Below are 8,788 nucleotides of genomic sequence, written 5' to 3' on the forward strand. Positions count from 1 at the left end.
CCAGAGTCGCACCCTTACTGACCTCATCCTCATCGATATCAGGCCAATCAAAACCCAGCTTCTCCATCACCCAGACAAGCTCATTCGGCAACATCATTCCCACGACAGCACCTCCGGACGCTGACCTTCCAAGACCCCTCCCCTCGACCCTACGAGAGCGTCCCCCGACGACGCGATGGGGAGAACTCCCCATCGCCGCTCAGCGCGCGGAGGTCCAGGCGGCCGCGCCGCCCAGCAGGGAGGGGGCCTCTCCGTTGCGCACGGACACGCCCCCGGTGCCGCGATCGGCGACGGTGAGCCGGGGGTTCGTCGCGATCGGGAGGGCCACGGCGGACCGCACGATCGATGCCTCGATCTGGGCGCGCAGGTCCCGCGCCTGATACACGTCCGTGGTCTTCGCGAGCTGCGCGATCAGCTGATCACGGGACGGATCCGCGAACGGCGTGAGGGCGGCCGACCCTCCTGCCCCCCACTGCGCGGCGATCTGGTCGGGCGTCTGCGGAAGCGGCACCCGGGTGATCACGGCATCCCAGGCGCGCTGCGGCAGGGCTGCGGCGACATCGTCGCTGCCGCAGTCGGCGACGCCCCACCCCTCCTTGCCCGCCGCGGCCTGCAGCGCGGCGAAGGCCCCGCGCGCGAACTCGCTGCCGCGGTCGTACAGCACGCACACCCGCGCGCCGTCGTCAACTCCCGCCGTCCGGCGCTGCAGCGCCGGATCGTCGCCCGGCGTGCCGAGTGCCGAGGCGAACCCCGAGCCCTCGTCCACGACCTTGTAGGCCGCGGAATCGGGTGAGGTGACCATCGACGACGTGCCGGCGTAGGCCGATGCCCACTCGCCTCCGCCGCCCTGGATCATCGCGTTCGCGGGTGCCGCGTGGAAGAACGCGGTACGGGCCTGCGGAGACGCGAACACCCCGGCCGGGTTGAGGATCATCGTCCACAGCGTTCCGTCGTTGGTGGTCGTGACGGTGAAGTCCTTGAGCTCCAGCTCGTGGATCGGCGCGCGGTTCTCGGCCGTGGGAGCCACCTGGACGATGTCCAGCCCGGCGCCCGCCTCGGCCACCGGCTGCGCGCCCGGAGGAACGAGATCGATGCGGGCGACCTTCGGCTTCGGCGCACCGGCGTATCCCGCGTTCGCGACCAGTCGCACGCTCTGCCCGCCCGGGGCGCCTTCGACCCGATCGACCCGGAACGGACCGCTGGAGAGCAGGAGCCGGTCCGGGACGGCCCCCTTCTTCGGGAGATCGAACCCCTTCTTCCACACCTCGGCGATCTCGGCGAGCGCGGTGGTATCGCCCTTCCGGATCGCCGAGATGACGGCCTGCTTGGCCTCCATCGGATCGTCCAGCCCGAAGGCGAGGCGCCCGACGACATGGGCGGGCACGGGAGCGCCGACCGCGCTCTGCCAGTCGATCCTCGGGTGCGGGAACGTGACGTCGATCGATCGCGCGAACTCGTCGATCCGGGGGACCGAATCCGCATCCTCCTGCGCGTCCGCTCCGGGAGCCGGGTCGAGGCGGCCGGACGCGCCGGCCCATCCCAGCAGCAGGTCGGCGGCGTCGACGGGGATGCCGTCCGACCAGGCCGGCTGGGCCAGGTCGTAGCGCACCGTGAAGGGCGACTCGGAGACGATCTTCACCGTGCCGAACCCGGTGTCGGGCACGAACTGCCCATCGACGACGTCACCGAACCGACCGCGCGTCGCCGCGGCGATGTCGAGGTTGCCCGCGGTGGGCGACTGCGCCGCGTTCACGGAGGTGAATGCCCCCGACCATCCGACGACCACCTTCGTGCCGGCCACCGGCCCCGCCGAGGCCTTCCCCGACCGCGCCTTGGTGCAGGCCGCGAGCCCCGCGGCGAGCAGGAGCACGAGCACCGCCGCGAGGAGCCGCCTGCGGATCTCGTGACGGCGCACCCCGGCGTTCGACGGGGTCGTCACGCGTAGTCGGCGCTCTCGTCGGCTTCGGCGGCCATCTCGCGGAACGGCTCGCTCTCCTCGCTCTCGAGCCAGGCGCGCGCGTGCTCGATCAGCAGGGCGGGCGAGTCCTCCGCCTCGGCGGCGCTGCTGAAGGGCCCGATCGAGTCCTCCGTGGGCCGCTCGTCGGCCTGGACGACCATCTGGGTCGACAACGTGTACCAGTAGTAGCTCTGCGTTCCGCTCATCCGTCCAGCGCTCCGATCGTGCTCGTGGCGATTCTATGCGGCGCCCGCCGGCAGGCGCAGACGCCGCCGTGTGCGCGCACGAACCGGGCGCGCACACAGCAAGGGGTCGTGACGCCGATCCTCTCGACATCACGACCCCGGGCAGCGGGTTGGCTCAGGCGCCACCGGCCATGCTGGAGTCGGTGTCGCGGATCTGGTCCGCCATGCGCTCCAGCGCCTGCGCCATGTCGTTCACGGCCTCTGCGGCGTCGTCGAGGGAGGTGGTGAGCTCCTCGTACGCCGACGAGTACGCGTCGGACGCGTTCTCCGTCTTGAAGCCGTCCTGCACCAGGTCGTCGATGACGCCCTGCAGCTCCTTCAGCGTGTCGGTGACGCTGCTGCGTCCGTCACGCAGACGCGACGCCGCGCCTTCCATCTCGCTGTACGTTGCGCCAAAATCGTGTCCGGCCATGCGAACCCCTCCAGGTCTGTCTCTCAATCAGGCTGCTCAGCCCATTGCCCCCAGGCTAACCAACGATCCGCCGACCGCACATGGGGAGAACTACCCATCGGCCGATCCCCGATTCCCGGGCGCTCAAGGCGCCTCGGGGACGAAGGGGATCTGCATCGTGACGGCCCGGCCGGCCTGCACGAAGATGCCGCGGCCGACGGGGAAGTCGCTGCGCTTGACCCGGCCGAACGGCGTCTTGAAGATCGTGTCGCCGTCGTAGGTGTCGGGCTTCAGCACGATGCCCTGGCGCCCCGCCTTCCACTCGCCGAGGACGCCGATGCTGCCGCTCGCGCGGCTGATCTCCGCATCGGCGATCAGCATGTGATCGCTGTTGTTCATGGCCTGCAGCAGGGCGCGCATGGGACGATCCGCGGGACCGTCCGCGAGGTGCGGGATGTCCTCGATGACGATGAGGATCCGGCCGTCCGGGGCGTCGCTGACGACCAGCTCCGCGAGCTCGGTCGCCAGATCCTTCTCGTCCTCCGGGCGGATCGCGCTGCGCGTCCAGGGGCGGAAATCCTTGAGCTCGGAGCGCCGGGTGCCGAAGTGGTACATCTGGATCCGCGGGTTGAACCGCTCCATGGCCACGACGAGCGCCTTGAGGGCGTTGGTCCTGCCCGACGCCGGGGGACCGGCGATCACGAAGGATCCGACGGGTTCGAAGCCGTACGGCGCGAGAGTGTCGTCCGCGACGCCGAAGACCGGCAGCCCGTCGACCTGCGCCGGCATCTCCGAGGCGGGCACGAGCGTGGGCAGCGCGCCGATCTCGGGAAGGTCGCGCACCCCCTGCGCACGCAGGCGCTCTCCGAGGGCGCCGAGCGCCTTGGTCTGCTCCACGACGTTCATCGTGCCGCCCAGCACCGCGATCTGCGCCTCGTGCCCGTCGACGACGGCGCGGCCCGGAGCCGACTGCTCATCGAGGACGTCGCGCGGGGCGCCCAGCAGCATGTACTGCGTCGGGTCGCCCATGCGCAGCACGACGCGACGGGAGATGTTCGCCGCCACCGCGCTGGGCACCGCGTTGCCGCGGTCGGCGGTGATCACGGTGTGCACGCCCAGCGTGCGTCCCTCGCCGAGGATCCGCATGAAGATCCGGTAGAACGGACCCCGTCCTGCCGTCACCTCCCAGTCCTTCTTGAACTCGGGGTAGTTGTCGACGAGCAGCAGGATGCGGGGCATGTTCGGATCCGCGAGCTCGCGGTACTCCTGCACGGAGGCCGCGCTGGCGGCGGAGAACAGGGCCGACCGGCGATCCATCTCGCTGTCGAGCGTGCGGAGCAGCCGCTGGATGCGCTCCACGTCGCCGCCGTCCACGACCGACCCGACATGCGGCAGGGTGTTCAGCGAACCGAGCGCCCCGGAGGCGAAGTCGAGGCAGTAGACCTGCACGCGCCCCCGATCGGGGCGCATGCCGGCCGCGGTGGCGATGCTCTTGAGCAGGGTCGACTTGCCCGAACCCGACGTGCCGTAGACCACGAGCGAGCCGTCGCGGTCGGGGACGAACACGGCCGCCTCCTGGAGCTGCTTCTCCGGCACGTCCAGGAGCGCCAGCGGGATCCGGGTGTCGCCGTCGTTGGGCAGGTCGTTCAGATCCACGAGCAGCGGCAGGTCGTCGAGCCACGGACGCCGGGGCCGCGGGAGCCCCGCGACGTCCGCGGCGTGGATGAGGGTCGACACGATCCGCTTCTGATCGTTCGGGCCGAGGTCCTCCTCGTGCGCGTCGGAATCGGCCGGACGATCGGGTTCCCATTCGGCGGTCGCGCCGAAGCGCAGCTCGGCCACGCGCACGTCGGCGACGGCCGCTTCGTCGGCACCGGTCCAGCCGCCCGCGTACGCCGACTGGAACGGCACGAGCCGGCCCGGTCCGGTCTTGGCGATCGCGCGGCCGGGGATGGTCGGCGAGAACGTCGCGGCGATGGGGTCGTCCACGACGTCGCGGGAGTCGGCCTCGTCGGCCATGCGCAGCGCGACGCGCAGGTTCGTGTTCGCCCGCAGGTTGTCCTTGATGACGCCGGCGGGGCGCTGCGTCGCCATGATCAGGTGGATGCCCAGCGACCGGCCGCGCTGCGCGATGTCCACCACGCCGTCGACGAACTCGGGCATCTCGGAGGCCAGAGCCGCGAACTCGTCGATGACGAGCACCAGCGCCGGCGGGCACTCCGGATCCTGGCGCTTCTCGAGTTCGAGAAGGTCCTTGGCCTTCTTGCGGTTCAGCAGGTGCTCGCGGTGCTGCAGCTCGGCGCGGAGGCTGGTGAGCGCGCGCCGCACCAGATGCGGGCTGAGGTCGGTGACCAGTCCGACGCAGTGCGGAAGCTCCACGCAGTCGGCGAAGGCGGATCCGCCCTTGTAGTCGACGAACAGGAAGGTGACCCGGTCGGGGCTGTGCGCCGCCGCCATGCCGAGCACCCAGGCCTGCAGGAACTCGCTCTTGCCGGCGCCGGTCGTGCCGCCGACGAGGGCGTGCGGGCCCTGGGTGCGCAGGTCGAGGGTCATGGCATCGCTCGCGCCCTGGCCGATGATCGCGCGGAGAGTGCCCGCCTTCTTCAGCCGCGGCCGAGGGTTGGGCGAGCGGTCCACGATCGTGTTGTTCTGCCGCCACCGCTCGATCACGACCTGCGGGTCCTCGGCGATCTGCGGATCGACGAGCTGGAGGAACATGACCGATCCCGGGATGTCCGAGGCGTCGTGCACGACGGTGCTCGCATCGACCACGGGCGCCAGCCGCCGGGCCAGCATGTTCATGTAGTCGTTCGACACGCCCTCGACGCGGACGTCGTCGAAGCTCTCGCCGTTGCGGACCAGGCCCACCGTGGCGGACTCGAGTCCGGCGGTGACGTCGATGTAGCTCCGGCACGCCGCGGGCAGGGATTCCACGGTCGGGGCGACGAACACCGCGTGCACGCCGTGGTCGGCGCCGCGCTCCAGGACGTCCGTGAGGCGGCCGCGGTCGACGGGCGCGTCGCCGCTGACGAAGACGATCACCGAGACCGGCGGCGTCTTCTTGTGCTCGGTCGCCGCACGGGCGACGTCGGAGCCGTACAGCAGCGGGTTCCAGTCCTCCTTGAACGGGCCCCGCGGCTCCGAGTCCAGCCCCTCGCCGGCCGCCCGGCGCACATGCTCCTCAAGCTGGTTCAGCAGCGCCGCCGAGGTCGGGGCGGAGTCGGCGAGCGCGATGTCGCGGAACGGCGACCGCTCGCTGGACGTGTGCGGCATCCACTTCAGCCAGTCGAGCTCGGGCGTCCAGGCGGAGTCGGCGAAGGCGACGGCCACCACGTCGTTGGGCGCGTGCAGGCCCAGCAGCTGCACGGCGACGCCGCGCATGGTGTCGGCGGCCGGCCCCTGGTGCCCGGCGATGCCGATCGAGCCGGCGTCGCTGAGCAGGTCGAACACCGGGACGTCGTCGACGTGCTCGTAGCGGGCACGGAGCCGATCGATGCGATCGACGTACTCGGGCAGGCCCTCGGGGCTCTCCTCCTCGTCGACGTCGTTGCGGGCCGGCAGCTGCCGGCTGCCGAGCCTGAGCCCGAGGAAGTTCCAGTGCTCCGGCCGTCTCGTCCACAGCATCGGCCCGAGGCGCAGGGCGTGGTCGAAGATCTCGGCGACGGGCGGCGCCTCGGCGTTGCGCGCCTTCTCCTCCTCGGGCTTGCCGCGGTAGAAGTCCTCCTCGAGCTGCTCGAACTGCCGCTCGAAGACCCCGATCTCGTGCCCCTCGGTCTTCTTGCTCTGCACCGACTGGTTGATGATGTTGCCGAACGCCATGAGCGGCGTCATCACGATCATGAGCAGGGATCGCGGGTTGCCGTTCATCATGTACAGCGCCGCGCCCATCAGGATCGGCGTCACCATGATCGGCCACGGGAAGAGCTTGCCGATCCGCTCGGTCGGGATGCGCGGGAGGGTGAACCGCGTGCCCGGGTAGCGCACCTCGACGCGGGGGCTCCGGTTGAAGAGCAGCCCGCCCCCGCGCTCGATGATCGGCTCCTCTGTGGCGGAGCCGTCGAAGGACCGGACCAGGCGGAGCACGAACGTGGTGCTGCCGATGACGAACGGTTCGCCCTCCTCGATGCGGACGCGCTGCACCGCGACGCCGTCGACGAGCACGCCGTTCGCGGAGTTCAGGTCGACGACCTCGATGTACGCGCCGACCTCGAGCCGTGCATGCCGCTTGGACGCCATGGGGTCGGCGATGACCACATCGCTCGCCGCGTCGCGTCCCAGGATCACGTGCCCCGACCGGATCGGGAACTCCTGTCCGGCGAGCGCGCCGGCCGTCCCCACGAGCATGCCGACGATGTCGTTGCGTCCCGAGGCCGCGTACTCCGGGCCGTAGTTGACGATCGATGCCGCGAATCCCGAGCCGATCCCCGCCTCGCCGATGGGCACATCCGGCTCGAGCGGGATCAGCCGCTTGCCGTTCGGCGGCGCGACCGCGAGGGTCACGACGTCCCCCTCCGCGACGGGGGTGGCGCGCGTCGGATCGGCGGCGGCGACGTGCCGCGCCACATCACCGGCCGTCGCGGTCGAGTCCGTCGTGATCACGATGTCGGCGGGTTCGCCCACCGGCCGGTGCAGCGTCAGCTTCAGCCTCATGCGTGTCCTTCATCCCCCCTCGGCCGAACGCCGCGCGCGTTCGGCCCTCCCGATCCGCTCACAGCGCCACCACGGTCGCCAGGCGGTCACCCATGCGGATGGTGTCGCCGTCGCGCACCGGAACCGGGGCTCCGGCGGGCGCGGCGTACTCGATCCCGTCGCGGATCAGTCCTGATCCGTTGGTCGACCCGCAGTCGGTGATCTCGAATCCGGCCGCCACCGGCCGCACGAGCAGATGGGTCTTCGACAGCGACTTGCTGGCATCCGCGAGCGGCAGCGGGCGCGCGTCCGGGTGGCCCGAGGCATCCGGGTTCCGCCCGAGCAGCACGGCCTCAACGACCGGGATGCTCTCCCCCGTGTCGAGCCGCAGCGCGTAGCGCGCGACCGGCGCCGCGGACGGGGTCTGCGGCGCGGCCGGGGGCTGCGCGGGCTGAGGCGCGACGGTCGGCTGAGGCGCGGCCGGGGGCTGCGCGGGCTGCGGCGCGACGGTCGGCTGAGCCGCGACGGTCGGCTGCGGCGCGGGAGCAGGCGGGGCGGCCGGCGTCTGCGGCGGAGCCACCGGTGCCGGCGACGCGACCGGGGCGACCGGCGTCTGCGGCGGAGCGGCCGTGGGGACGGGCGCCGGGTCGGGGACGGGCGTCGGGTCGGGCACCGCCACCGGCGCGAGCGGCGTCATCGTCGGGGTCGCCGGCGCCTCGAGGCCGCCGGGGGCGGCATGCGGTCGGGCGACGCCGAGCACCCCGGCGCTGATGCGGCTGCCGGGGCGGTAGGCGGGAGCCGCGGTCGGCCCCACCGGCGTGGCGAGCGACGGCAGCGCGGAGCGCTCCGGCACCGGATCCGCCTTCACCATCTTCCTGGCCAGGCGCATCCGCTTCTCGTCGAGCGGGTTCAGGCCGTTGCGCACGTCGACGAGCCAGACCCGGGACGCCCTGTCATGCCATCCGCGGCCGCGCCCCTCCGGGTCGAACAGCGGCGAGAGGAGGAACACGACCCCCAGCAGGGGCACGAGGCTCGCACCCACCAGGACGAGGAAGCGCAGCAGCACGGCACCGACGCCCGCGCGCTCCAGCGTGCGCACGCTCACGAGGCGCAGGCCGGTGATCGCCTTCCCGATCGTGAGCCCCCGGACTCCCTGCAGCACGAGCTGCACCACCGCGAAGGCGAGGCTGAGCACGACGGTCACCGCGGCCATGATCACCGAGAGCCGGAAGTCCGGGTGGTTCACGAATCCGTACAGCGAGATCGTCCCCGCGGCGAACTTGAGCAGCAAGGGCACCGCGCCGAACCACAGCGGCAGCTGGACGACGAACCAGATCGCGGCGTCGATCACCGCCGACGCCGCGCGGCGCCCGAACGGCGCGCGCACGAGCCCCAGGGCTGCGGCGTACGCGGGGTCGGGGCGGCCTGCGGCGTCGAGGCCCTCGATCACCGGCTTGTGCTCCTCGACCTCCCAGATCATGTCCTGAGGCGCGTTCGAGCGGCCCGCCTTCACCTCCGGCATGCCCAGCTACCCCTCCGAGATCGTCCGGATCGGAGAGCCCGACC

General features: G+C 71.7%; 5 protein-coding genes. All 5 read right to left on the minus strand.

The genetic code is table 11. The features are described 5' to 3' along the window. Positions 1-199: 199 nt before the first annotated feature. Positions 200-1,939, minus strand: a complete 1,740-nt coding sequence (locus tag J8G10_RS16270) for an ABC transporter substrate-binding protein (RefSeq protein WP_251447301.1) — start codon at positions 1,937-1,939, stop codon at positions 200-202. Beyond that, a complete protein-coding gene (locus J8G10_RS16275; RefSeq protein ID WP_251447304.1) occupies positions 1,936-2,163 on the minus strand; it encodes a hypothetical protein in 228 nt (75 codons plus the stop codon). The genes J8G10_RS16270 and J8G10_RS16275 overlap by 4 nt, the downstream gene beginning before the upstream one ends. Before the next feature lie 154 nt (positions 2,164-2,317). Next, positions 2,318-2,614 carry a WXG100 family type VII secretion target gene (locus tag J8G10_RS16280; RefSeq protein WP_251447307.1) on the minus strand — a complete coding sequence of 99 codons (297 nt, stop codon included), beginning with the start codon at positions 2,612-2,614 and terminating at the stop codon, positions 2,318-2,320. A gap of 123 nt (positions 2,615-2,737) precedes the next feature. Then, entirely contained in the window at positions 2,738-7,243 is a 4,506-nt protein-coding gene (locus tag J8G10_RS16285) for an FtsK/SpoIIIE domain-containing protein (RefSeq protein WP_251447310.1), read from the minus strand. A 58-nt stretch (positions 7,244-7,301) separates the two neighbouring features. After that, positions 7,302-8,744, minus strand: coding sequence for an RDD family protein (locus tag J8G10_RS16290; RefSeq protein ID WP_251447313.1), 1,443 nt, complete (start codon positions 8,742-8,744; stop codon positions 7,302-7,304). Between the last annotated feature and the right edge of the window lie 44 nt (positions 8,745-8,788).

The organism is Microbacterium sp. USTB-Y, assembly GCF_023703415.1.
Classification (GTDB): Bacteria; Actinomycetota; Actinomycetes; order Actinomycetales; family Microbacteriaceae; genus Microbacterium.